General features: G+C 67.4%; 18 protein-coding genes. 6 read left to right on the top strand and 12 right to left on the bottom strand.

Annotated features, from left to right (window positions below):
- Positions 1–4: 4 nt before the first annotated feature.
- Positions 5–976 (top strand): DNA-directed RNA polymerase subunit alpha, encoded by a 972-nt coding sequence (locus tag G398_RS16275; RefSeq protein WP_052571446.1) that lies wholly within the window; start codon positions 5–7, stop codon positions 974–976.
- Between the two features lie 9 nt (positions 977–985).
- A complete protein-coding gene (gene rplQ / locus G398_RS0104655) occupies positions 986–1,378 on the top strand; it encodes a 50S ribosomal protein L17 (RefSeq protein WP_026852729.1) in 393 nt (130 codons plus the stop codon).
- A 57-nt stretch (positions 1,379–1,435) separates the two neighbouring features.
- Here the strand turns inward: rplQ and G398_RS0104650 are convergent, their stop codons facing one another.
- Positions 1,436–2,893 carry a serine/threonine protein kinase gene (locus tag G398_RS0104650; RefSeq protein WP_026852728.1) on the bottom strand — a complete coding sequence of 486 codons (1,458 nt, stop codon included), beginning with the start codon at positions 2,891–2,893 and terminating at the stop codon, positions 1,436–1,438.
- 2 nt (positions 2,894–2,895) lie between these two features.
- Entirely contained in the window at positions 2,896–3,636 is a 741-nt protein-coding gene (locus tag G398_RS0104645) for a metallophosphoesterase family protein (protein ID WP_026852727.1), read from the bottom strand.
- 524 nt (positions 3,637–4,160) lie between these two features.
- Between G398_RS0104645 and G398_RS0104640 the strand changes: the two genes are divergently transcribed.
- Both G398_RS0104640 and acs read left to right on the top strand, forming a co-directional pair.
- Entirely contained in the window at positions 4,161–5,822 is a 1,662-nt protein-coding gene (locus G398_RS0104640) for an MFS transporter (protein WP_026852726.1), read from the top strand.
- A gap of 273 nt (positions 5,823–6,095) precedes the next feature.
- A complete protein-coding gene (acs, locus tag G398_RS0104635) occupies positions 6,096–8,042 on the top strand; it encodes an acetate--CoA ligase (protein ID WP_026852725.1) in 1,947 nt (648 codons plus the stop codon).
- 292 nt (positions 8,043–8,334) lie between these two features.
- On the opposite strand, the gene G398_RS0104630 is transcribed toward acs, so the two are convergent.
- The 7 genes from G398_RS0104630 to G398_RS16260 all read right to left on the bottom strand — a co-directional run bounded on the left by G398_RS0104630 (position 8,335) and on the right by G398_RS16260 (position 17,112).
- Entirely contained in the window at positions 8,335–9,150 is an 816-nt protein-coding gene (locus G398_RS0104630) for a purine-nucleoside phosphorylase (RefSeq protein WP_026852724.1), read from the bottom strand.
- Positions 9,151–9,185: 35 nt separating this feature from the next.
- A complete protein-coding gene (locus G398_RS0104625) occupies positions 9,186–11,096 on the bottom strand; it encodes a hypothetical protein (protein ID WP_026852723.1) in 1,911 nt (636 codons plus the stop codon).
- Between the two features lie 132 nt (positions 11,097–11,228).
- Entirely contained in the window at positions 11,229–12,308 is a 1,080-nt protein-coding gene (locus G398_RS0104620; protein ID WP_084511998.1) for a LysM peptidoglycan-binding domain-containing M23 family metallopeptidase, read from the bottom strand.
- A 159-nt stretch (positions 12,309–12,467) separates the two neighbouring features.
- Positions 12,468–12,968 (bottom strand): cyclic pyranopterin monophosphate synthase MoaC, encoded by a 501-nt coding sequence (gene moaC, locus G398_RS16270; RefSeq protein WP_052571444.1) that lies wholly within the window; start codon positions 12,966–12,968, stop codon positions 12,468–12,470.
- 114 nt (positions 12,969–13,082) lie between these two features.
- Entirely contained in the window at positions 13,083–13,733 is a 651-nt protein-coding gene (locus G398_RS16265) for an HAD family hydrolase (protein WP_052571442.1), read from the bottom strand.
- Between the two features lie 382 nt (positions 13,734–14,115).
- On the bottom strand, positions 14,116–15,711 hold the full coding sequence (serA, locus tag G398_RS0104600) for a phosphoglycerate dehydrogenase (RefSeq protein ID WP_026852721.1): 1,596 nt from the start codon (positions 15,709–15,711) through the stop codon (positions 14,116–14,118).
- A 96-nt stretch (positions 15,712–15,807) separates the two neighbouring features.
- Positions 15,808–17,112, bottom strand: coding sequence for a dicarboxylate/amino acid:cation symporter (locus G398_RS16260; protein WP_052571440.1), 1,305 nt, complete (start codon positions 17,110–17,112; stop codon positions 15,808–15,810).
- A gap of 88 nt (positions 17,113–17,200) precedes the next feature.
- Between G398_RS16260 and G398_RS20170 the strand changes: the two genes are divergently transcribed.
- Positions 17,201–18,352, top strand: coding sequence for an acyl-CoA desaturase (locus G398_RS20170; protein WP_052571438.1), 1,152 nt, complete (start codon positions 17,201–17,203; stop codon positions 18,350–18,352).
- A 57-nt stretch (positions 18,353–18,409) separates the two neighbouring features.
- Positions 18,410–19,813 (top strand): dihydrolipoyl dehydrogenase, encoded by a 1,404-nt coding sequence (gene lpdA / locus G398_RS0104585; RefSeq protein WP_026852720.1) that lies wholly within the window; start codon positions 18,410–18,412, stop codon positions 19,811–19,813.
- Between the two features lie 210 nt (positions 19,814–20,023).
- On the opposite strand, the gene G398_RS20635 is transcribed toward lpdA, so the two are convergent.
- From G398_RS20635 to G398_RS0104575, 3 genes are all read right to left on the bottom strand, one after another.
- Entirely contained in the window at positions 20,024–20,701 is a 678-nt protein-coding gene (locus G398_RS20635; RefSeq protein ID WP_157492277.1) for a hypothetical protein, read from the bottom strand.
- A complete protein-coding gene (locus G398_RS20630) occupies positions 20,676–22,082 on the bottom strand; it encodes a hypothetical protein (RefSeq protein ID WP_157492276.1) in 1,407 nt (468 codons plus the stop codon). The genes G398_RS20635 and G398_RS20630 overlap by 26 nt, the downstream gene beginning before the upstream one ends.
- A 359-nt stretch (positions 22,083–22,441) precedes the next feature.
- Entirely contained in the window at positions 22,442–23,512 is a 1,071-nt protein-coding gene (locus tag G398_RS0104575; RefSeq protein WP_026852718.1) for a DUF5694 domain-containing protein, read from the bottom strand.
- Positions 23,513–23,555: the final 43 nt, after the last annotated feature.

The raw sequence follows: 23,555 nt of genomic DNA, 5'->3' as shown, positions 1-23,555 counted from the left end.
GAAGATGCTGAATCTCAGCGATTTCCAGAGGCCCAGGTTCGCGGAAGTGACCCCGGGCTCTCTCACGGACTCCTACGGCGAGTTCGTGGCCTACCCCTTCGAGCGCGGCTTCGCCACGACCGTGGGGCACAGCCTTCGCCGGGTGCTGCTCAGCAGCATCCAGGGCGCGGCGGTCACCAACGTCCGCATCAAGGGCGTCATGCACGAGTTCACCACCCTTCCGGGTGTCTGGGAGGACATCACCCACGTCCTCCTGAACCTCAAGGAAGTGCCCTTCAAGCTGCACAGCACTGAGCCCCAGACGGTGACCATCTCCGCCAAGGGCGAGGGCACGGTGACTTCGGCCGCCATCCGCTGCAACCAGAACGTGGAGGTCGTGGATCCCAACATCCACATCGCCACCCTGGGCGAAGAGGGCGAGCTGGAGATCGAGATGGTGGTGCGCCTGGGCCGCGGCTTCGTGACCGCGGACCACAACCACGACGAGAGCCTGGGCCTCGGTTTCATCCCCATGGATGCGAACCACAGCCCCATCATCCGCGTGAACTACATCGTCGAACCCGCCCGCGTGGGCCAGAGCACGGACTACGAGAAGCTCACGCTCCAGGTGTGGACCAACGGCGCCGTCAACCCCAAGGAGGCCGTCTCCGACGCGGCCCTCATCCTGCGCGACCACTTCCTCGTGTTCGCCCGCCAGGACGAGGACTTCACCGAGATGGAGATGGGCTCCGCGACCCTGGGTGCCGAGGCCGCCAACACCTGGCTGGGCAAGTCCGTCGAGGAGCTCGAACTCTCCGTGCGGGCCAACAACTGCCTCCGCAACGCCAACATCACCACCATCGGCGAGCTGGTCCAGCGGACCGAGGCCGAGCTGATGAAAACCAAGAACTTCGGCAAGAAGTCGCTCCAGGAGATCAAGGACGAGCTCGCTCGCATCGGTCTCTCCCTCGGGATGCGGCTCGAGCAGGAAGTGTAAGGAGCCCCCATGCGTCACAACGTCACCGGCAAGCGCCTGGGCCGCACCACCAACCAGCGCAAGGCCCTCATGAAGAACCTGGCGACCGCTCTGATCCAGAGCGAGCGCATCGAGACCACCCTGGTGAAGGCCAAGGAGCTCCGCAGCTTCGTGGAACCCTTCATCACCCTCGCGAAGACCGATTCGGTCGCCAACCGCCGCCTGGCGATGGCCCGCCTGGGAAGCAAGGACGCCGTGCAGAAGCTCTTCGGCGCCGACTTCCGCAAGCGCTTCGAGAGCCGTCCCGGCGGCTACACCCGCATCCTCAAGATGGCCCACCGCCTCGGCGACGCGGCCGACATGGCCCTCATCGAGTTCGTGGACTACACCCTCCCCGAGCCCAAGGCCGAGGACGCCGAGTAGGATTCCGCCGCACCACTGGAAACGCCCCGGTCCGCCGGGGCGTTTCCATGTCCGCGCTCAGCCTACCGTCCAGGTGCTCTCCGGGTTGTCCTCGGGCTCGTCCTTGAAGTCCGACTTCCGCAGGCGGCGGGCCCGCACCACGGTCACCGTGCAGGGCGCCTGGGCGGCCACCTGGCTGGACACGCTCCCCAGCAGCGTCCGGCGCAGGGAGCTGGCCCGGGCCCCGATCACCACGTGGTCCACGTGGTTGGCGCTCACGTACTGCAGGATGGCCCCGGCGGGGTCCGGGGACTGCAGCACGTGGAAGCTGATCCGTCCCTCCTCCAGGGCCAGGGGCTCGGCCCAGTGGCGCAGCTCCACCAGCCGCTGGAGGTGGACGTTCCGCCCCTGGTCGTCCACAGTCTGGTCCAGGGTGATGCGCCCGAGCTTGAACACGTTCAGACAGGCCACCCGCGCCCCCGGAAGGGCCGGGAGCATGTGGGCCACCATGCTGCGGAGCAGGTCCGCGATGGGGGCCGCCTCCGGCGAGAGGTCCACGGCCACCACGAGGATGGGGGCGTCCCCGTCATGGCGCGCCGGGGACTTGCCCTTGGGGATGGTGAGCTCCCGATCCGCGAAGCGGCGCCGGAGCACCGTGGTGAAGGGGTCCTGCTCCAGCTTCTCCGCCCGGGCCGTCAGCTTCACCTGGTCGGGATGCCGCAGGGCCAGGGCCAGGTGGGCGGCCGTGGGATAGCGCCAGGCCGGGTGCACTTCCAGGCACCGGAGGATGATCTCCTGGAGCCAGGGGGGGCAGTCCGGCCGGAGCCGGCGGGGCGGCACCGGGTCCCGCCAGATTCTCCGCTTCAGGCCCGCCAGGCGCTGGGGATCGCCGAAGGGGCGCACACCGGTGCCGAAGAAGTACAGGAGCACGCCCAGGGCGAACTGGTCGCTCCGGGGATCCCGCCTGAAGCCCAGGACCTGCTCCGGGGCCATGTAGGGCGCCGTGCCGTAGGGGAGGCGGAACTCCTCGCCCATGAGGTCTGGCAGCTCGTCGTGGTGGGAGAGGCCGAAGTCCACCAGCACCATCTCGCCCGTGGGCCGCGTGAGGAGGTTGGAGGGTTTCACGTCCAGGTGGACCACGTGCTGGCGGTGGAGGTCGTCCAGCGCCGTGGCGATGCGGGCACCCAGGGTGGCCACCTCGGCCCAGGGCAGGGGCAGCTCCGCCAGCCTGGACAGGAGGGAGGTCCCGGGAATCCGCTCCATGACCAGGTAGGGCTGGAAGCCCGTGGAACCCTGGGCGATGAACTTCGGCACATGGGCCCCTGCCAGCCGCGGAAGGATCATCTGCTCCATCTCGAACCCGACGATGGCGGCGGGATCCGTCCCCTCGGCCAGCGTGGGCGCCTTCACCAGCAGGGGGAACGGGACATCGGGATGGGAGGCCGCCCAGAGCGAGGCCATGCCCCCCTGGTGGATCCGCTCCCCCACGAGGAAGCCGTCGAGGTCCAGGCCGGGTGCGATCGACGTCTTCCACATGCTCAGAGCCCTTTCCGGAGCCGGGCCGCCAGGGCCGGGGGAAGGCCGGCCTCCAGGACGGCCGCCGCCGCCGCCTGGACATCGTAGGGCACCCGGAAGTGGGTGATCTCGGAGGCGGCGGTGTCCAGCAGAGCATACGCCGCGGCGGGATTGCCGTCGCGGGACTGGCCCACGGCGCCCACCACCGTCAGCCAGCGGCGGTGGGGGGGCAGGGGTACGGGCACCGAGGGGACGGGCTGGAAGGAGACCAGCTGCCCCGTGGCGGTGAGGCCATGCAGGGCCGGAATGTGCGTGTGGCCGCAGAAGACGGTCTGGGCCCGGCTGGCCTCCAGGGCGCGCCGCGCGTCGCGTCCCTCGCGGATGTAGATCCAGGGCGGGTAGGTCTGGGGGCTGGCATGCACGTACAGGCGGGGCCCGTCCTCGAAGCGGAGCGGCAGGCTGGCCAGGAAGTCGCGGGCCTCGGGCCCGAGCTGGCCGCGGGTCCAGGCCATGGCGGTCTCGGCGTCCGGGGCCATGGCATCCCGGACATCGGCCACGGCCCGGTCGTGATTCCCCACCACCGCAAGGGCGCCCCGGGCGGTCTCGGCCATGATCCGGTCCAGCACCTCCGCGGGCTGGGCGCCGTAGCCCACGTAGTCGCCCAGGAACACCAGGCGGTCCGCCCCCTGGCTCCGGGCGTGGTCCAGGCAGGCCTCCAGCGCGAGCCGGTTGGCGTGGATGTCGGCCAGGAGGGCGAGGCGCATGGGCGTGTCCGGAAGGGGGGATCCGGGACCATGATAGGGGCTCCGCCTCAAGGGCGGGGGCAGCCTCCACTCTGGGCGACGGCCGCCAGCGGGTTGACAGTCAGGATTTGCCAACCGGCGGTGGGCGGGAGCCGGAGCTCCCACATAGACGCTATTCCGGGCATCTATTTAAGATGATCGCATGGTCATTTTAAATAAGGATTTACAGGTGGTTTTCGAGGCCCGAAATTGTGACCGATTCCCCACGGAGTCGCTTGACCCGGAGGAAAGGAGCGCGTTAGCTAGGGGACAGTCCATCCATCCCAATCCGTTTCGCGGGGCGTGCCCACCGCGAACCTCTATAACGTTCCATCGCGTTCCGGCCTGGAGTGATCCAGGCGCGACCCATCACAACCGCTCCGGTTCCGGCCGGCCTTTCGAGGGGGATCTCCAGGGTTTCGTATCTGATGCGCCATCCGGCTTGACCAACGAAGGCTCACTGAACGCCAGGTTCAACCGAAGGAACTTCAAGGAGGCAACACGACATGGCAATCGCAACCGAACAAATCGCCACCAAGACCCCACTCACCAAAGAAGAACGGATGGTGATCATCGCCTCGTCCGTGGGCACGGTGTTCGAGTGGTATGACTTCTACCTGTACGCCACCCTGGCGCCCTTCTTCGCGCACCTCTTCTTCCCCAAGGGGAACGACACGGCCGCCCTGCTGTCCGCCTTCGCGGCCTACGCGGCGGGCTTCCTGGTCCGGCCCTTCGGCGCCCTGGTGTTCGGCCGCATCGGCGACCTCATCGGCCGCAAGTACACGTTCCTCGTGACCATCATGGTCATGGGCCTCTCCACCTTCGGAGTCGGCCTCCTGCCGACCTTCGAATCCGTGGGCTGGCTGGCACCCATCATCATGGTGACGCTGCGCCTCCTGCAGGGCCTGGCCCTGGGCGGTGAGTACGGTGGTGCGGCCACCTACGTGGCGGAACACTCCGCGCACGACCGGCGCGGCTACAACACCAGCTGGATCCAGACCACGGCCACCGTGGGCTTCTTCCTCTGCCTCGGCATCATCATGGCCTGCCGCGGCGGCATGACCAAGGAGGCCTTCGCGAACTGGGGCTGGCGCATTCCCTTCCTGGTGTCCATCATCCTGCTCGGCGTGTCCGTCTGGATCCGCCTGAAGCTGCACGAGTCCCCGATCTTCACCAAGATGAAGGCCGAGGGCAAGACCTCCAAGGCCCCCCTCTCCGACAGCTTCCTGAAGTACCCCAACAACAAGTACGCGCTGCTCGCCCTCCTCGGCGCCACCGCGGGCCAGGGCGTGGTGTGGTACACGGGCCAGTTCTACGCGCTCTTCTTCATGCAGATCACGCTGAAGCTGGACTACCAGACCACCTACATGCTCATCGGCGCCTCCCTGCTGCTGGGCACGCCCTTCTTCATCTTCTTCGGCTGGCTGTCGGACAAGATCGGCCGCCTCAAGATCATCCTGGCCGGCTGCCTCATCGCCGCGGTCACCTTCTTCCCCCTGTTCAAGCAGCTGACCCACTACGTGAACCCCGCCCTGGAGACCTTCCAGAACAGCACGGTGATCACCGTGGCCGGCAACCCCAAGGACGAGACCTTCAACCTCTTTGTCGGCCCCTGGAGCAAGTTCACGGAGCTGGATCGCGTGAACGACTTCTTCGGCAAGCAGGGCCTCAACTTCACCAAGGTGGCGCCTGAGGCCGGCAAGATGGTGGTCGCCACGATCCAGGGCAGGAACGCCACCACCGGCGAAGTCACCACCACCCGCGTGGAGGGTTGGAATGCGGCTTCGGAAGGCGCCCTCAAGAAGGCCCTGAACGACCTCGGCTATCCCAAGGAGGCCGACAAGTCCAAGGTCAACTACCCCATGACCCTGCTGATCCTGTTCATCTTCCTCATCTACGTGACGATGGTGTACGGGCCTATCGCAGCCTTCCTGGTGGAGCTCTTCCCCACCAACATCCGCTACACCTCCATGTCGCTGCCCTATCACATCGGCAACGGCTGGTTTGGCGGCATGCTGCCGCTCATCGCGACGGCCATCGTGGCCCTGAAAGGCAACATCTACTTCGGGCTCTGGTATCCCGTCGTCGTGGCCCTGATGACCGTGGTGATCGGCGCGCTCTTCCTGAAGGAAACCAAGGACAGGGACATCACCACCTACCAGCACTGATCCACCTTTCCGGCGGCGGCGCCGCCGGAGGCAGTCGAGCCGGGCGGGATGGCTCCCGCCCGGCTCCAGCCCACGGGCCGGCCAGGATGCTGGAGGCCCTGCCTGGGGCAACGAACGCTGGACAAGGGTGTGGGCGGGTCCGAGAATGGTCGCCTCCCCCACCCCCCAACGTCTTTCCCAGCTTGACGGACCTGCGTGGAGATCCAGGCCTCCACTGCCATCCACACGCTCCTCCGCCACATTCCCCATTCCACCCTCTGGCACGGAGCCGACATGTCCGAAGACCTCTTTCCCGTGAAGCCCCACATCCGGGAGCGGGCCCACATCAAGACGATGGAGGAGTACCAGCGCCTGTACCGACTGTCCCTGGACAACCCCGAGTGGTTCTGGGGCGAGCAGGCCAAGTCGCTCACCTGGTTCCACCCCTGGCAGTCCGTCTTCGACGCGGACTACAACGAGGTGGACTTCTCCTGGTTCTCCGGCGGGCGCCTCAACGCCTGCTTCAACTGCGTGGACCGCCACCTGCCCCACCTGGGCGACAAGACCGCCATCATCTGGGCCCAGGACGAGCCCGGGGTCTACACCCACATCACCTACCGCGACCTCAAGCACCATGTGGCCCGGGTGGCGAACGTGCTCCTGGCCAACGGCGTGAAGAAGGGCGACCGGGTCTGTGTCTACATGACCATGATCCCCGAGCTGGTCTACACCATGCTCGCCTGCGCCCGCATCGGGGCCGTGCACTCCGTGGTCTTCGGCGGGTTCTCGGCCGAGTCCCTGCGGGACCGCATCGTGGATGCCCGTTGCCGGGTGGTGGTGACCGCCAACGAGGGCCTGCGAGGCGGGAAGAAGGTGCCGCTGAAGAAGACCGTGGACCGCGCCATCGAGGGCATGTCCCTGGTGGAGACGGTCCTGGTGGCCCGGCGCACGGACGGCGAGGTGCCCATGCAGCCCGGCCGCGACCTGTGGCTGGACGAGGAGGCCGCCCGCCAGCGCTCCACCTGCACCAACGAGTGGATGGGCGCGGAGGACCCCCTCTTCATCCTCTACACCTCCGGCAGCACCGGGAAGCCCAAGGGCCTGCTGCACACCACGGGTGGCTACCTCACCTACGCGGCCTTCACCCACAAGCTGGTCTTCGACTACCACCCCGACGACATCTACCTGTGCGCCGCCGACATCGGCTGGGTGACCGGGCACAGCTACATCGTCTACGGCCCCCTGGCCAACGGCGCCACCACGGTGATCTTCGAGTCCACGCCCCTCTACCCGGACGCGGGACGCTACTGGCAGGTGGTGGACGACCTGGGCGTGAACATCCTCTACACGGCGCCCACGGCCCTGCGTGCCCTGGCCCAGGCCGGCGACAGCTGGATCCACAAGTACAGCCGCAAGTCGCTGCGCATCCTCGGCACCGTGGGCGAGCCCATCAACCCCGAGGTCTGGCGCTGGTACCACGATGTGGTGGGCGAGGGCCGCTGCACGGTGGTGGACACCTGGTGGCAGACGGAGACCGGCGGCATCCTCATCACCCCGCTTCCCGGCGTGACGCCCACCAAGCCCGGCTCGGCCACCCTGCCCTTCTTCGGCGTGAAGCCCGTCATCGTGGATCCCTCCACGGGCGTGCCCATCGAAGGCAACGGGGTGGAGGGGGCCCTCTGCCTGGGCGCCCCCTGGCCGGGCCAGGCCCGCACGGTCCACGGCGACCACAAGCGGTTCCGGGAGACCTACTTCACCCAGTACCCGGGCTACTACTTCACCGGGGACGGCGCCCGCCGGGACGAGGATGGCTACTACTGGATCACGGGCCGCATCGACGACGTCATCAACGTGAGCGGCCACCGGCTGGGCACCGCCGAGGTGGAGAGCGCCCTGGTGGCCCACGAGGCCGTGGCCGAAGCCGCGGTGGTGGGCTACCCGCACCCCATCAAGGGCCAGGGCATCTACTGCTACGTGCTGCTCAACACCGGCTTCGCCGACAACCAGCAGCTCATCGGCGCCCTCAAGGAGCAGGTGCGCCAGGTCATCGGCGCCTTCGCGGCCCCCGATGTCATCCACATCGCCTCGGGCCTCCCCAAGACCCGCAGCGGCAAGATCATGCGGCGCATCCTCCGCAAGATCGCCTCCTCGGAGTACGAGGGCATGGGCGACACTTCCACCCTGGCCGAGCCGGAGGTGGTCAACCGCCTCATCGAAGAACACCAGAAGAGTCAAAACTAGTCCGGGGGTCCCGCGCTCCGCTTCGCTGCGCGCACACCCCCGAGACCCCCGCGCAGAAGCCCGGCAAAGCCGGGCTTCTGCTTGTTCCTGTCCGGGGGTTCCGCGCTCCGCTTTGCTGCGCGCACACCCCCGGGCCCCCGCGAAGAAGCCCGGCGGAGCCGGGCTTCTGCTTGCTCCTGTCCGGGGGTTCCGCGCTCCGCTTTGCTGCGCGCACACCCCCGGGCCCCCGCGAAGAAGCCCGGCGGAGCCGGGCTTCTTCTTCTCCACAACAGTGAGGTGGGTGTTCAGGGCTTTACAGTGGCAGGTCCCGCACGAAGGCCCGTACCAGGGCCTCGAAGCGGCCGGCGGCGGCGGCTCCGGCTTCCAGTACTTCCTGATGGGTGAGGGGCTGGGGCAGGATGCCGGCGGCCATGTTGCACAGGCAGGAGATCCCCGCCACGCGCATGCCCTCGTGGCGGGCCACGATGGCCTCGGGGACCGTGCTCATGCCCACGGCATCGGCCCCCATCACGCGGAAGGCGCGGATCTCCGCGGGCGTCTCGTAGCTGGGGCCCGTCAGGCCCAGGTACACACCCTGGCGGAGGGTCTGCCCCAGCCGGGCGGCGCAGGCGGCGAGGTGGGCGCGGAAGGCCGGGTCGTAGACGGCGGTCATGTCCGGGAAGCGGGGGCCGGGCTCCACGTTGGGGCCGATGAGGGGGTTGGTGCCGAAGAGGTTGATGTGGTCCGTGAGGGCCATGAGCTCGCCCACGCCGAAGGCCGGGTTGAGGGCCCCGGCGGCGTTGGTGAGGAGGACGGCCTTGGCGCCGAGGCGTCCGTAGAGGCGCATGGGCGTGACCACGAGGGGCATGGGGTGGCCCTCGTAGAAGTGGAAGCGCCCGGCCTGGAGCACCACCTTCCGGCCCTCGAACTCGCAGAAGACCAGCTTGCCGCCGTGGCCGGCCACCGTGGGCGCCGGGAAGCCCGGCAGGTCCGTGAAGGGGATGGACACCCCGGCCCGGGCCTCGGCACTGTCGGCCAGGGCCCCCAGGCCCGAGCCCAGGACGATGACGAGATCCGGCACGAAGGGCGCCCGGGCCTGCAGGGCCTGGAGGGCGGCGGAGGCGGTCATGGCGGCTCCCGGGCGAGACGTGGCTGGAGGCTTGGCTAGAGGCTGGGCGTGAAGCTCACGGTCACGGCCACGTCCGGCTGGAGCGCGTTCGGGCTCTTCAGCCGCACCCGGACCGGGTGGTAGACCGGGGGGGCGGTGCTCACCGTGAGGACGAGGGCCGGCGTGGTCCCGCCGGCGCCGGTGAAGGTGAAGCTCCGGGCGGCCTGGGGCAGGTCCAGGTCCAGTTCCGCGCCGGCGGGCAGGGCCGGGCTGATGCTCACGCCGATGACGTAGCGCCGGTCGGCGCTGAGGCTGAACCCGCTGTAGAACACCTCGCCCTCGGACAGGTTCGGGTAGGTGCCGCGCACCTGGACGGCCTTGGCCATGCTAAGGGAGAAGGGGGCCAGGGGGACGGTGAGGGCATTGGGATCCGTGCCCCAGTTCGCCGCGAAGGAGGCGTAGGTCCCGGTGGCGGGCCGGGGCCAGGGCACGCCGAAGGGGGCGGTGAGCGGGCCCAGGACCGCGTCCGTGAAGAGGGTGGAGAGGTCCACGGGCTCCGTGAGGGCCTTGCCCTCCTTGAGGCGGGCGATCTGGGAGTAGATGTTGAGGGGCTCCGCGTCCCGGCTGGCACCCGGGGGCAGGAAGAAGCGGGCAGCCGCGGCGGCGTTCATGCCGGACCAGGTGGCGGACGTTCCGGGGCTGGCCACGCTGTTGGCCTTGAGGATGATCTCCCAGGCCAGGGCCCGGAGGGCCGGAGCGGAATAGGGTCCGAGCTGGGCGGAGCTGAGGCCGCTGATGTCCCGGATGTCCAGCACAGGCGCGGCCAGGGAGGCGCCCTGGGTGTCCGCCAGGTAGGGGGACTTGAGGATGTTGGCGGCCATGGCCTCGGCCAGTCCCTCGATCCTCGCCATGTCCGGGCTCAGGTCCGTGAGGGGCGCCGCCACGGGGAGCAGGGGGTTCTGGGAGATCGAGTAGGTCCGGCCCGCGTTGGTGCTGAAGAGGACGCCCCGCGCGATCAGGGGCAGGATCACGCCCTCGTCCCAGGCGTCGTCGTTGGCGGAGCCGCCCTGGAGCGAACCGAAGTAGTGGCGGGTGCCGAGGTTGTCGTCGTAGGCCAGGGGATAGACCGAGCGGTCGTACTCCACGAAGGAACCCCGGGTTTCCGAGACCCCCGGCGCGTAGTGGAGGTCGAGGGTGGTTCCGGGGGTGGCGAGGCCGTAGACGTTCTTGAAGGAGGAGATGCTGTCGCCGATGGCGAGGATGCGGCTGCCGGTGCCGGTGCTGCGGCCGGGCAGGGTGGTTTCGGCGACAGGGTTGCCCGCATCCGGAGCCACGGCGTTGCCGAAGAGGTAGGTCGGGTTGACCAGCCACCAGGCATCCGTGAGGCCGACGGTGAAGTTCACCACGCTGTCCCCGGCGGGGATGGCGGCGGGCGTGGGGTTCCCGGCGGGGGCCGTGCCGTCGACGGCCTTGCGCATGGCGTAACGGTAGCGGACCGCCTGGGGCAGGGTGCTGTTGATGCCGGCGGGATCGCCCACGACGTTCACGGAGTGGTTCTCTCCGCCGTCGAAGGTGCTCAGGAGCTCCACCATCAGGGGCTTGTCCTTGGGCACGGTCACGCTGTAGAGGCCATTGGCATCCGTGAACGTCGATCCGCCCGTGACCACGAGCCAGCTGGTGGACTTGGTGGTGCCGTCGGGGTTGAGCTGGTCGTTGCGCTGGTAGACCCGGACCAGCACGCCCTTGGCGGGCAGGGTCTTGAGGTTGGTCGCCGCGGAGCTGTCCGCCAGCCCGGTGGGCACGCCGTTGGCGTCCGTGGCCAGGGGCACGCGGGTGTAGGTGACGGTGCCGCTGAGGGTGATGGTGGTGGCCGGGGCGCTTTCGCCCTTCTTGCCTCCGCAGGCCAGGGTCGCGGCCAGGAGCACGACGGCCCCCAGGGCCCGGAGGGAAGCTCGGTACAGCGGCATGACCACCTCAGAACGGCGAAAGGACCAAGTCTAGCATGGCGTCCGCGGCCGCTCCCGCGCCGGGATGCGGTGGGGCGCTTCCTTCCAGTGCCGCGGGTGGGGCGGAGGTTCAGAGTGCCTGGACGGGGGTTCTCAGCGCTTGGCGCCGGCCGCCCCCAGCAGGGCGTTCTGGGCGGCGAGCTCGGCGGAGACATCCTCTTCGTCGTTGAGGACCGGCAGGGGGTTCCGCTGCACGCCGTCGATCTTGAGCTCGAAGTGGAGGTGGGGGCCCGTGGCATTGCCCGTGCGGCCCACCTCGGCGATCTTCTGGCCCCGGCGCACGATGTCGCCCTCCTGGACCAGGTTCAGCTGGTGGTGGGCGTAGAGGGTGGCCACGCCGTTCCCGTGATCCACCACCACGAAGTTGCCGTACTGCTTGTGCCTCCCGGCCATCACCACCTGCCCGTCCATGGCCGCGAACACGGCGGTGCCGGCGGGGGCGTTGAGGTCGATGCCGCGGTGCCGGCCCTTGTAGCGCACCCGCTTCTTGCGCTGGTTCTTCACCCGGACGGTCCTGGTGCGCATCCGGGGGCCCCAGGCGGAGCTGATGGTCCGGGTCTCCACGGGCCAGAGGAGGTCGAGCTTGTCCGGGTCCGCGGGGGCGAAGGTGGGCAGCAGGGCGTTCAGCTCCGCCTCGCTGACGGGCGGCATGACCGGCTGCATCCGGGCCAGGAGCTGGGACGGGGTGCCGGGCGCCAGGTGCGCCTCGAGGTGGCCGGAGGCCGGGGCGCCGCTGCGGCTGTCGGCGGCGGGGACCACGGCGCGCACCTGGTAGGGCAGCAGGCGCTCCAGGTGGGGCATGGGGGCCGGGGGCACCACGGCGGGCGCGGGCAGGGCGGCGAGGGCGGGCCGGGGGGTGGCCGGGAGGGCCTGGATGGGGGCGTCCTCCGCCTCCGGAGCCGCAGCCAGGCGCTCCGGTTTGGCGGATCGGATGTTCAGCTTCATGCCCAGGGAGAGCTTGGACAGCTTCCGGCCCGGGTTCAGGGCGGCCAGCTCGGAGAGGCTCATGCCGTGGGCCCGGGCAATCACGCCAGCGGTCTCGCCTTTGCGCACGACGTGGACGGCACCAGCATCGGCGGGCCTGGAGGAGGTCTTCTTGGAGGTCCGCTTCGGAGCGGCCTGGAGGCCGAGGCTGAGGGACGCGAGAACGAGGGTCAAGACGGCAAGACGCATGGAAAAACTCCCGGCTGGAACGGAAAAGCCTGCTTCGCTAGGCCTCCTTGAGGGGGTCGCAACCCCGGTTGGCGATGGATAAGGAACAGTCCAGTCCCCAATCCTACCGGGGTCCTGGGACCTTGCATATGCAAATGTTTTCCAACTGGAGCCACCGTCTCAGGGCACCCAGGGGCATCCTTCCCAGGGCAGGGTCACCGTGCCCCGCCGCCCCCCTTCCTTGCGGAGGAGGCGCGCGGGCCCGATGGCCATGCCGTGGCTCACGGCCTTGAGCATGTCGTAGAGGACCAGCAGGCCGACGGTCACCCCGGCCAGAGCTTCCATCTCGATGCCAGTGCGGCCTTCGCAGCTCACCTGCACCCGCAGCCAGGCCCGGCGCGTGGCCGGATCCCAGTGGTGGGCGACGTCCACGGCCTCGATGGCCAGGGGGTGGGCCAGGGGGATCAGGTCCGAGGCCCGCTTCACGCCGCCCACGGCGCCGATCCGGGCCACGGACCACGGATCGCCCTTGGGCCCGCCGCCCCGGGAGAGGGCTTCCGCCGCCGGGGCGTCCAGCTCCAGGTAGCCGGCGGCCACGGCGAGGCGCCGCGTCACGGCCTTGGCGGAGACGTCCACCATCTTGGGACGGCCTTCGGGATCGAGGTGCGTCAGCTCGGCCATGTCGGCTCCTGGGTTGAGGATGGCCTCGAGGTCAGGCTTGGCCTGAGATCGAGGCGGGGGGCTCCGGGGGGGACTTCGCGAGCAAGGCGAGCAGGCGGTCCCCCCCGGACAACATCAGGCGCTCCACGCTAGCAAGATGTCCCGTAAAGCGGCCGTGTCCGGCGCGTAAGCCCGGGGTCCGCAGGCGGCGAGGGCCTCCTGGGGGTAGAACCCGTGGCCCACGGCCAGGCTGGGTACCCCGGCGGCCCGGGCCATGTCCAGGTCGAAGGGCGTGTCGCCCACCATGAGGATGTCCTCCGGGGCCAGGCCGGTCATGGCCTGCATCTTCTCCAAGCTCTCGGGGTGGGGCTTCCCGTGGGTGACCTCGTCGGGGGTGATGATGGGATCGAACCAGGCCTCCCAGCCCCAGCGGGCCATCTGGCGCAGCAGGGGCGCCCGGCGCTTGGAGGTGGCCACGGCCATGCGCTGGCCCCGGGCCCGCAGCTCCTCCAGCAGCTCGGGGATGCCCTCGAAGGGCTGGAGGAGGTGCTCGTTCTCCGCGTGGCCGAAGCTGCGGTAGGCCTTCAGGACCACGTCGTAGTCCAGGCCCAGGGGCCCGAAGGTGTTCCGGATGCCGGCCTCCACGGGCAGGCCCACGTACTTGAGCCACTCGCCCATGACCGAGCGGGGCTGGCCCAGGGCGTCCAGGGCGTGGGCCATGCCGGCCTCGATGAGGGGGCGGCTGTCCACCAGCGTGCCGTCGAAGTCCCAGGCGATGAGTTTCAAAGAGGCCTCCAGCCCTCCATTATGCCGGAGGCCCCGGAGGCCGATCCGCCTCCATGGATGAAGCCTGGTCAACGGCGAGCCTCAGCCTGGAAAGATCTCCACGAAGGACGCGAAGGCGCCCTTCCGGGCACGAAAAGGGCACGAATGGGTTTCGACCCACCGGCGGACATCCCTTTGCGGGCGGCGGCCATGACGGCCCTTGGAAGCCGTCCGTGACAGCCGCCCGCAAAGCCGGTCGCGCGGCGCGCGACCGGGGGCCGGAGGCCCGGATGTCCTGGGCTGGATGCCGAAGCCTCTGCCTTCGTGGCCTTGGCCTGCTTCTTGGTGTCCTTCGTGGAGGCTTTTGAAGTCCTGGACTGCGATCCCTCCGTGGTGGACCTCTTCAGGCCGAAGGCAGGTGGAGCGCCTGGATGAAGGTGGCCTCCGTGGCCTTCTTCAGCTCCTCCAGGGCCCTGGGGGGCACCGGGGTGTCCACGGAGAGGACCACCATGGCCTCGCCCTTCCGCTCCCGGCGGCCCAGGCTCATGAAGGCGATGTTGATGTCGTGCTGGCCCAGCACGGTGCCGATCTTCCCGATCATGCCGGGGCGGTCCATGTAGCTCAGCAGGAGCATGTGCTGCTCGGGCATGAAGTCCATGGCGTAGTCCCGCAGGCGCACGATGCGGGGGGTGCCCTCGAAGAGGGTGCCGGCCAGGACCCGGGTCTTGCCGCTGCCCTCGAGGGTGAGGGTCACCAGGTTCGAGAAGTCGCCCCCGCCGGTGGACTTGCGCTCCTCCACCACCAGGCCCATGCGCTCGGCCACCAGGTTGGCGTTGACCATGTTCACGGGCTGGTCCACGGCCCGGTCCAGCAGGGCGGCCAGGCCGCTCACGGTGAGGGGCGAGCAGTCGTGGTGGGCGATGGCGCCGGCGAAGCCGAAGGTGACCCGGTCCAGGCTGCCCTTCATGAGCTGGAGGCCGAACTCGCTGAGGACGGCCATGAGCTTGAAGTAGGGCCGCATCTGGTCCATGACCGCCGGGTCGAAGTGCGGCAGGTTCACCGCGTTCTCCAGGGGGGCCCTGTCCAGGTAGCTGAGGATCTCCCGGGACACGTCGATGGCCACGTTGACCTGGGCCTCCTGGGTGTTGGCCCCCAGGTGGGGCGTGACCACCACCTTCTCGTGGCCGATGAGGCGCTTGAGCACGTCGGTCTTCGGCGGTTCCTCGGACCAGACGTCCACGGCCGCCAGGGCCACCTTGCCGGAGTCGAGGGCCGCCAGCAGGGCCGGCTCGTCCAGGATGCCGCCCCGGGCCACGTTGAGGAGGATGACCCCGTCCTTCATGAGGGCCAGCTGGTCCTGGCCGATCATGCCGCGGGTCTCGTCCGTGAGGGGGGTGTGCACCGTGAGGATGTCGCAGGTGCGGCAGAGCTCGTCCAGGTCCGTGAGGCGCACGCCCAGGTCCTGGCCGCGCTTGGCGCTGACATAGGGGTCGCAGCCCAGCACCTCGCACTCGAAGGCCTTGAGCCGCGTGGCCACCCGGCCGCCCACCTTGCCGAGCCCGATCACGCCGGCGGTCTTGCCCTTCAGCTCCACGCCCGTGAACTTGGCCCGCTTCCACTCCCCGGCCTTGAGGCTGGCGTCCGCGGCGGGCACGTGGCGGCAGGCGGAGAGCAGCAGGGCCAGGGTGTGCTCCGCGGCGCTGTTGGTGTTGCCGAAGGGGGCGTTCACCACGATGACGCCCTTGGAGCTGGCGTAGTCCACGTCCACGTTGTCGATGCCCACGCCGGCCCGGGCCACGATCTTCAGGTTGGTGGCCGCATCCAGCAGGGCCTTGTCCACGGTGGTGCCGCTGCGGGTGATGATGGCGTCGTACTCGCCGACGCAGGCGTGCAGGGCCTCCTTCGACAGGCCCAGGCGCACGTCCAGGGAGATGCGGGGGTCCCGCTCGAGCAGGGCTAGGCCTTCGCCGGTCACCTCGTCGGTCACGATGATCTTCATGGAGCCCCCGGTCGGATCCTGATGCAGCGCCGCATTGGGAATCCACCAGGGTACCGGCGGAAGGCTTTCAAGACAAGGATTTGGGCGGGGAAACGCTCAGATCTCCTGGTCGGGCAGGGGCTCGGGGTCCGTCCCGAAGACCTTCTCCCAGCGGGCCACCACCACGCTGGCCAGTCCGTTGCCGATGACGTTCACCGTGGTGCGGGCCATGTCCATGATCTCGTCCACGGCCAGCAGCATGGCGATGCCCGCCTCGCCCGGCAGGCCGAAGCTGCCGCAGGTGGCCGCGATGATGACCAGCGTGGCGCGGGGCACGCCCGCCACGCCCTTGCTGGTGAGCATGAAGGTGAAGACCATGAGCAGCTGCTGGCCCAGGCTCATGTGGATGCCCGCCGCCTGGGCGATGGTGAGGCTGGCCAGCACCAGGTAGAGGGTGGAGCCGTCCAGGTTGAAGCTGTAGCCCGTGGGGATGACGAAGCTGGCCACCTGGCGGGGCACGCCGAAGCGGACCACCTCTTCGAGCAGCTTGGGCAGGGCCGCCTCGCTGCTGGCGGTGCTGAAGGCCGTCAGGGCCGGGTCCTTGATGGCCCGCACGAAGGCCAGGACGCGGATGCCCGCCAGCCAGGCCACGGGCACGAAGACCAGGACGAACAGCAGGATGAGGGCCAGGTAGAGGCTGCCCACGAGCAGGCTGTACTGCTTGAGCAGGTGGGCCACGGCGGGCCAGCCCTTGATGAGGACCCCGTTCACCGTGTGCCCGGCGGCCATGTGGCTCACGTTGTAGGCCATGGCGCCGAAGACGCCCAGGGGCGTGAGCTTCATGACGAAGTCCGTGTACTTGAACATGGTCTGGGCCACGCCGTCGAAGAAGGCCAGCACGGGCGCGCCGCGCTCGCCGACCTTCGTGAGGGCGATGCCGAAGATCGTCGCGAAGATCACCACGGGCAGGATGTCCGCCTCCGCCGCGTGCTGGATGAGGTTGGACGGGAACATGTGGAGGGCGATCTCCCAGCCGGTCTTGGCCTTGGCGGCCACCACACCCGAGTGGGCCCCCAGGTCCATGGGCAGGTGGGCCCCGGGCTGGATCCAGTTCGCCACGGCCAGCCCGATGAAGAGGGCCAGGGTGGTGACGATCTCGAAGTAGAGGAGGGCCTTGGCGCCCATGCGGCCCACGGCCCGGATGTCGCCGGTCTGGGCGATGCCCACGATGATGGTGGACAGCAGCAGGGGGACGATGAGGCCCTTGATGAGGCTGATGAAGGCCTTGGACAGGAAGCGGAAGGTGTCGTAGGCCCAGGGGTACTGGTCCTGGGGCAGGGAACCTCCGAGGATCACGCCCAGGATCAGGCCCATGAAGATCCAGAAGGTGCTGGAGCGATACCAGGTTCGCTTGGGTGTCACGGAAACCTCACGGGGATCCGGCCAGTTTGGCATGGGACAGCGGCGCCGGAGGTCCGGTAGAATTGAGCTTCTTTTTGGAGTCTATGGAATGACCCTGACCAAGCGCTGGAACCTGCTCAACACGCTCTTCCTCACGGGCACCCTGGCCCTGGCCCTGGTGCTGGTGCCCTGGCGCCTGGCCACCTCCGGCCTGCGGTGGAGCGAGGCGCTGGTGTTCCTCGCCATGACCACGGCCGTGGGCACCGCCATCAGCGGCGGCTACCACCGGCTCTTCAGCCACCGGGCCTACAAGGCCTCCTGGCCCGTGCGCTTCCTCTTCCTCTGTTTCGGCGCCGCCGCCTTCGAGAACTCGGCCCTCAAGTGGGCCAGCGACCACCGGGTGCACCACCGCCACGTGGACACGGAAGAGGATCCCTACCAGATCGGCAAGGGCTTCTGGTACGCCCACTGGACCTGGGTGATGGAGGCCAAGGGCCTGCCCATCGCCGGCGTAGCGGACCTGGAGAAGGATCCCCTCGTGCGCTGGCAGCACCGGAACCACTTCCTCATCGGCGCCGTGGTGGCCTCCCTCCCTCTCGTCATCGGCCTGGCCACGGGCAACGTGCTCGGCCACCTGGTCTTCGGCGTGGCCCTGCGCATCGTCATGACGCACCACACCACCTTCTTCATCAACAGCGCCGCCCACATGTTCGGCAGCCGGCCCTACACCGACGCCAACACGGCGCGCGACAACTGGATCCTGGCGCCCCTGACCTACGGCGAGGGCTACCACAACTTCCACCACCTCTGGCAGTGGGACTACCGCAACGGCGCCCTCTGGTACCAGTGGGACCCCACCAAGTGGCTGCTGAACGTCCTGCGCTGGTTCGGCCTGGTGGGCGGATTCCGCCGCGTGTCCGCCGCCGCCATGACCCAGGCCCGACTGCGCATGGAGGAGAAGCGCCTGCGCGAGCGCCTGGCCCTGGCCAGCCCCGGCAGCGCCCACCCCATGCGGGACCGCCTGGAGGCCGCCCGGAAGAAGCTGGAGGCCGCGCTGACGGCGCTCCATGACCGGCACGTGGCCTGGCAGGCCCGGAAGGCCGAGTGGCGCGCCAAGGGCTCCGCCAAGGCCGAGGCCTGGCGGGAGGCCAAGGCCGAGCGCAGGGCCGCCCTGGCCGCCCACCGCCGGGAGCTGAAGGCCGCCTGGGCCGAGTGGAAGGCCGCCCGCCTCGAGGTGCGGTCTGCCCTGGTGTACGCCTAGGCCCTTCCCGCCCCCGGGCCCTGTGGGATCATGGACTCCCGTTCTTTGGAGCGCAGCATGGCTTCCTTCGACCTCCTCGTCATCGGCTCCGGCCCCGGCGGCTACATCGCCGCCATCCGCGGCGCCCAGCTGGGCCTGGCCACGGCCCTGGTGGAGAAGGATCCGGGCCTGGGGGGCACCTGCCTCCACCGCGGCTGCATCCCCGCCAAGACCTGGCTGGAGAGCGCCCACCGCTTCGAGCAGATGCAGGTGGCCGACGACTACGGCATCGACGGCGTGGACGCCAAGGCCCTGAAGGCCAACCTCGCCACCATCGTCAAGCGCAAGGGCCGCATTGTCACGAAGAACGCCAAGGGCATCGAGTTCCTCATGAAGAAGAACAAGGTGACCGTGCTCAAGGGTTTCGGCAAGCTCCTGGGCGGCGGCCGGGTGGATGTGGCGGGCGAGGTCCACGAGGCCAAGCGCATCATCCTGGCCACGGGCTCGGCCCCCAAGCCCATCCCCGGCCTGGAGACGGATGGCGTCCGGGTGCTCAACAGCGACCACATCCTGGACCTCACCGAGCTGCCGAGCCACCTGGTGATCCTGGGCGCCGGCGCCATCGGCGTGGAGTTCGCCTCCGTGTTCAGCCGCCTGGGCTCCAAGGTCACGCTCGTGGAGTTCATGGACACGATCCTGCCCCTGGAGGACGAGGAGATCGGCCTGGAGCTGGCCAAGATCTTCAAGAAGACCTACAAGATGGACGTCCGCACCAAGACCAAGATCACCCGCATCGAGAAGCGGGCCGACGGCGTGGCCTGCTTCCTCGAAGGCGAAACCCCCGGCGAGGTGGTGGGCAGCCACCTGCTGGTGGCCGTGGGCCGGTCGCCCCTGGTCGAAGGCATCGGCCTGGAGGCCACCAAGGCCCAGGTGGACCGCGGCTGCGTGGTCATCGACAAGTTCATGCAGACCGGCGAGCCCGGCCTCTACGCCATCGGCGACATCGTGCGCACCCCCTGGCTGGCCCATGTGGCCAGCGACGAGGGCATCGTGGCCGCCGAGCACGCCGCCCAGAGCCTGGGCAAGGACGTGCATCCCCACCCCGTGCGCTACGACCGCTTCCCCGCCTGCACCTACTGCGACCCCGAGGTGGGCACCGTGGGCCTCAATGAGAAGGCGGCCAAGGCCAAGGGCCTCGACGTGCAGGTGGGCACTTTCCCCTTCGCCCCCATGGCCAAGGCCAACATCGTGGGCGAGCCCCACGGCTTCATCAAGATCGTGGCCGACAAGCAGTACGGCGAGATCCTCGGCATCCACATCCTGGGCCCCAAGGCCACGGAGCTGGTGGCCTCCAGCGTGGCCCTCATGGGCGGCGAGTTCACGGTGAACGAGCTCATCAACACCATGTATCCCCACCCCAGCCTCAACGAGGTGTTCCCCGAGGCGGCGCGGGCGGTGTATGGGCGGGCGTTGAATATGTAGGTTGGGCTTTAAAAGAGCCAACGCAAAGACGCAGAGACGCAAGGAACCGCCTCAAAGGGAGCGGCTCTTTGCGTGTTGGAGTGATGATTCTCCGGGCATCAATAAAGAAATTAATTAGTTGCATCCACCGAGGCATTGGACGAAGCCGAGAAATCGAGAAATTAAAGAAGGCGAAAAGCAATAGGGGCAAAGGTCGAGTTGACCAGAGGGTTAGACTGGAGGAGCCAAGAATTTGTTCAGCGCTTCTTTGACTTGTTGGTAAGACCGTATAGCGCGATTATAGTCCTTAATATAGTATTTCCGGTGCTCTCTATGAGCGATGAGAAAAAGATGGTCATTGTTTCTCGTATCCCAAAGCCAATCCAAATCAGTTTTAAGCTCATTCGATATTACCTTGTTATTTAGCAAAAATTCTGTTCGTTCTTTATAACCTTTTTTACTACTTATTTTACCTTCAAGAGCATCCTTTGTGATGCTTTCGCAGAGGGAGCCGAATAGACAGATCCCCTGCTTGATGATCATCTCTCGAGCTGTACCCTTTATTTCAATACGATTTAGAACCCATCGGTACACATCTGAAAGAATCAAGGAGTACCCGATGTTTCTAATCAAACTGTCTTTTGCGATAAACGGGAATTGCTCTCGAAAGTGTTTGGCTGTACGGATAAATCCGTACGGAAATTTTACTTTGATGGTCGGATGACCACCTTGTTCCAGATAGTCCTGAATTTCCTGTAGACCTCTGCTGACTTCCTGCGTCACACGCAATAGATCAGTTTCACTTCTAATCATGTGGCGCCTATCGCTCCCGTTCAGTGGTTGGCCGAGCAGCGGGCCGTCCGCTGCAACTGGTTGATAGTTCTTAGAACAGCAGCCTTCCAATGTCACTTGCGGCGTTCAAGCCTCCGCGATGATCACTCCCGCTCTTGGGGAGAGTGAATGTGTACCTGTCGTCGTCTTGGAAGGTAAGTTTGTAGTGCCTCCCCTCCTCCGCAATTGAGAATCCTATCTCCGCTAGACTGCGCCTTATTCCTGCATCCAGCACACGAAAGCCCCGAAGAATTTGTTTAAGTTTTTCTCGCATAGAAGCGGCTACATCCTCTGGTTCAGGAGTCGCACCCAGAACGGCGTCCAGCACGTGTCTTCGTCGGCTGTCGCTCGGCACTCTTGTAATCGCGTCCGCGATCGCTTGTCGGACGATGGTATGAACCTCGTTTGGGTACAGGTCTTGTTCGCCGCCGCGCTGTAACAAGAATCCTGAATCCGCTTTGAGGCGTGCCTGGTAAATTTGAAGTTCTTTTTGGAGGCGCACGATCTCGAGGTTGGCGTCATCAAGGCGCTGAGACTTGGCTGCCAGTTCCTTGTCAAACGTTTCGACGTATTTTTCTACTTCCTGGGATCCCGAAGCTCGGAGCGCTTGGATGGCCTGACGCGAAGTGTTTTCTTGGACATGTGCCCAAGTGCACCTGTCGAGAGAGCGACGATTCGTGAGGGCCGTCCGGACCTCGTCGAAGATCGCTCGTGCAATTTCATCACCGGACTCATACCCGCGGCCGAGGAAGAACGACCGACGCCCTCCGTCTTCTGGCCAATAGATACCTACAGTTCCACCATAGACGTTCTCAGAGTCGACTGCGATTTTCAGGCGCAACGAGAATGGTCTATTGGGTTCGACAACGACATGCGCCATCCCTGCTAGGTCTAAAGCCAACCGATCCGAATCCACGACATGTCTGTCCTGGAACCCTGCGCTGACATAGACAACCGGCAGGCGGCAGTCAGATTTGCCAGTGATCAACCGCGCAGCAATGTCGATATCCGTATTCTTCAGGCGGCGGGCCCGGCCGTCGACGCAAAGCAATCCGTCTGGAATTCCGCCCATGGCCTCGAGCAGAGTTCGCACAAGGACCGGTTTCTTTGCAACCGGGAGCCGAAAAGCAGGATGGTTCGATTCGCAGGAGACTTTGATTCCCACCCAACTGTCGAGAGGGCGTTTGGAGAATACGGCCGTTGTGGTCCACTGGAGGTCGTGGTCATTTTTCGTGTAACGGACACCAACAGCTTGTTCTTCTGTAGCCGCAAACGAGACCGTATCGATAGTCTCCGTGCCGCGCTGAACATGCGACTCAGCCGTATTAATAAGCCCCGCAAGATCGCCCGCAGCAAGCTGCGTGTGAGGCGACCCAAGGATCCATGTTTCGATTGTGCGTAGAAAATCCGCGATTTCGCGGCTGCTGTCGACCGACAACTCGGTAGCAAATGAGAGCATCGTTCACCTTTTGAGGCCTCATTAGAAATTGGACGGCGTGGGCGAAGAGGCTGGTCGTTCGCCTGATTTTGGCTGTAAAAGATGAGTGATTATAGAAGGACCATCGATTGCCTTATGAAGACATGCCTCTTCAGAAAGCCCAAGCCAAACCCCCGAACGGACCATTTTCCGGGCTGAACGGGAGGTGGTTTGGGGTCTCACGCCCCATACTCGCCCTTCATCCGTCGCGTCCTCAGCTCGGCGGGCGACCGGCTTGGCGGTCCTGGGTGAGCATGGCTTTGGTGAGGCGGTTCTGGAGGAGGTCGGCGGCCGGTACGCCGGGGCCATGACCTCCCGGAAGCCGGGCCCGAAGGGGGCCCCTACAAGGCCGGCTGGACCAGCTGCAGGCCGCTGCACGGGCTGAGGAAGGCCTCGAGGAACGGCTTGTGGGCGGCGCCGTAGATCACCAGGATCCGCTTGCCCGGATAGCGGGCATGCAGGGCCTGGATCCGGGCGGCGATCTTGAGGTTGCGGTTCTCCCAGAGGGTCAGGCGGCTGCGGGCGGCCGGGACCTGGTGCCGGACCCGGAGGAACACGCCCCATTGGGCGTCCACATCCGCGGCCGTGAAGGCGGGCGTGTTCATGTGGCGCAGCACGGACAGGAGGTCCCCGGCCTCGGTGGCGGCCTTCAGGCGGGCCTGGAGGTCCTGGTAGACCGGCGCCTTCTTAGCGGCGGCCAGGTCCGGCACCTTGGCGATGGAAGCCGCCAGCTCGCCCATCACCGCTTCTGCGGTGGAAAGGTCCTCGAACTCGTCCACGCAGGCGACCTCGGTGTGGCCCAGGCGCTGGGCCAGGGGGAGGGCCAGGGCCTGCACTTCGTTGATCCGCAGGAGCTGCGCGTCCAGCTTGGCCTTCAGCGCGGCCGGAATGCCGCCCAGGGCGGCCCGCTCGGCGGGGGCGATGCGGGACCAGGCCAGCAGGGCGCTGGGCAGCTCGTAGGTGGCCAGGAGGTGGAGGGTGCGCTGCACCTGTTCGCCCGTCCCCTGGGGCCGCAGGGACAGCTTCGCCAGGGCCTGGGCGGCCTGGAGGGGATCCAGCCCGAGCAGACCCTGGGCCGCGTGGCCCAGCTCGAGCTGGTGCCTGGCGAAGCCGTCCAGCACCTCCTGGTGGGCTCCCGTGGCCTTGGCCCGCAGCTCGAGCTCGTGGATGCGGTCCCCCGGCAGCTGCTCCACCGCGATCACCTCGGGATGGAAGGCCTCCAGCTTCCGGAGGATGGGCTCGGCCATCTCCGGCTTGAACCGGTCCTTCAGCTGGCTGAAGTGGAAGGTGCCCAGGACCATCACCTGGGTCCGCTCCGCAGGGGGCACCAGGCCCTGGAGGCGGGCCAGGGGCGCCTGGGCGTTCAGGACGGCCAGGGTCAGGCAGGGGAGGACGAACGCGCGGAAGGTCATTCGGGAGCTCCGGACAGGCTCCCCGGATTCGACCCCGGCCCGG

This window comes from Geothrix fermentans DSM 14018 (genome assembly GCF_000428885.1).
Taxonomy (GTDB): Bacteria; Acidobacteriota; Holophagae; order Holophagales; family Holophagaceae; genus Geothrix; species Geothrix fermentans.
Note: the sequence above shows the minus strand (reverse complement) of the source record. Positions and strands in the feature narration are given on the sequence as shown.

What these genes read in the sequence shown, in the direction of transcription:
- G398_RS0104645 (WP_026852727.1), bottom strand. Translation starts at nt 3,636, where the DNA reads ATGCGCCTCGCCCTCCTGGCCGACATCCACGCCAACCGGCTCGCGCTG.
- moaC (WP_052571444.1), bottom strand. Translation starts at nt 12,968, where the DNA reads ATGGCCGAGCTGACGCACCTCGATCCCGAAGGCCGTCCCAAGATGGTG.
- G398_RS16275 (WP_052571446.1), top strand. Translation starts at nt 5, where the DNA reads ATGCTGAATCTCAGCGATTTCCAGAGGCCCAGGTTCGCGGAAGTGACC.
- G398_RS0104630 (WP_026852724.1), bottom strand. Translation starts at nt 9,150, where the DNA reads ATGACCGCCTCCGCCGCCCTCCAGGCCCTGCAGGCCCGGGCGCCCTTC.
- G398_RS0104625 (WP_026852723.1), bottom strand. Translation starts at nt 11,096, where the DNA reads ATGCCGCTGTACCGAGCTTCCCTCCGGGCCCTGGGGGCCGTCGTGCTC.
- G398_RS0104575 (WP_026852718.1), bottom strand. Translation starts at nt 23,512, where the DNA reads ATGACCTTCCGCGCGTTCGTCCTCCCCTGCCTGACCCTGGCCGTCCTG.
- G398_RS0104650 (WP_026852728.1), bottom strand. Translation starts at nt 2,893, where the DNA reads ATGTGGAAGACGTCGATCGCACCCGGCCTGGACCTCGACGGCTTCCTC.
- rplQ (WP_026852729.1), top strand. Translation starts at nt 986, where the DNA reads ATGCGTCACAACGTCACCGGCAAGCGCCTGGGCCGCACCACCAACCAG.
- serA (WP_026852721.1), bottom strand. Translation starts at nt 15,711, where the DNA reads ATGAAGATCATCGTGACCGACGAGGTGACCGGCGAAGGCCTAGCCCTG.
- acs (WP_026852725.1), top strand. Translation starts at nt 6,096, where the DNA reads ATGTCCGAAGACCTCTTTCCCGTGAAGCCCCACATCCGGGAGCGGGCC.
- lpdA (WP_026852720.1), top strand. Translation starts at nt 18,410, where the DNA reads ATGGCTTCCTTCGACCTCCTCGTCATCGGCTCCGGCCCCGGCGGCTAC.
- G398_RS0104640 (WP_026852726.1), top strand. Translation starts at nt 4,161, where the DNA reads ATGGCAATCGCAACCGAACAAATCGCCACCAAGACCCCACTCACCAAA.
- G398_RS20170 (WP_052571438.1), top strand. Translation starts at nt 17,201, where the DNA reads ATGACCCTGACCAAGCGCTGGAACCTGCTCAACACGCTCTTCCTCACG.
- G398_RS20630 (WP_157492276.1), bottom strand. Translation starts at nt 22,082, where the DNA reads ATGCTCTCATTTGCTACCGAGTTGTCGGTCGACAGCAGCCGCGAAATC.
- G398_RS0104620 (WP_084511998.1), bottom strand. Translation starts at nt 12,308, where the DNA reads ATGCGTCTTGCCGTCTTGACCCTCGTTCTCGCGTCCCTCAGCCTCGGC.